The sequence below is a fragment of the Maribellus luteus genome, assembly GCF_003576475.1.
Classification (GTDB): Bacteria; Bacteroidota; Bacteroidia; order Bacteroidales; family Prolixibacteraceae; genus Draconibacterium; species Draconibacterium luteum.
The window spans coordinates 1-577 of sequence record NZ_QWGR01000179.1; the positions used below are offsets into that span (position 1 = coordinate 1).

Annotated in this window: 1 protein-coding gene; it reads left to right on the forward strand. The window is 69.2% G+C overall.

Annotation, left to right across the window (positions count from 1 at the left end; translation table 11 throughout):
- Nucleotides 1-577 (forward strand): phosphate acyltransferase (locus D1614_RS28490; RefSeq protein ID WP_262707244.1); only part of this gene is annotated, 577 nt, incomplete at both ends.

Sequence of the window (577 nt, forward strand, 5' to 3'; positions counted from 1 at the left end):
CTATCACGGCCGGGCGCTGAAGTTCGGCCCCGACTACATCATCCCCGCCCCGTTCGACCCGCGCCTGATCTGGTACGTGCCGCCGTTCATCGCCCAGGCGGCGATGGACACCGGCGTGGCGCGCAAGCCGATCGAGGACATGGACGCCTACCGCGCCTCCCTGGCCCAGCGGCTCGATCCCACCGCCGGCTTCCTGCAGAAGATCTCCGGCTCGGTGCTGTCGGCGGCCAAGAAGCGCATCGTCTTCGCCGAGGGCGAGGAGCCGGCGGTGATCCGCGCCGCCTACGCCTTCCAGACCCAAGGGCTGGGCCAGGCGGTGCTGTGCGGCCGCGAGGAGCTGGTCCACCAGAACATGCGCCTGGTCGGCCTCGATCCGGCCGAGACCCACCTGGAGATCATCAACGCCCGCCTGTCGGACCGGAACCCGGAATATGTCGAGTTCCTCTACAAGCGCCTGCAGCGCGACGGCTATCTGAAGCGCGACGTCCAGCGCCTGATCAACCAGGACCGCAACAGCTTCGCCGCTTCGATGGTGGCGCTCGGCCACGCCGACGGCATGGTCACGGGCGTCACCCGC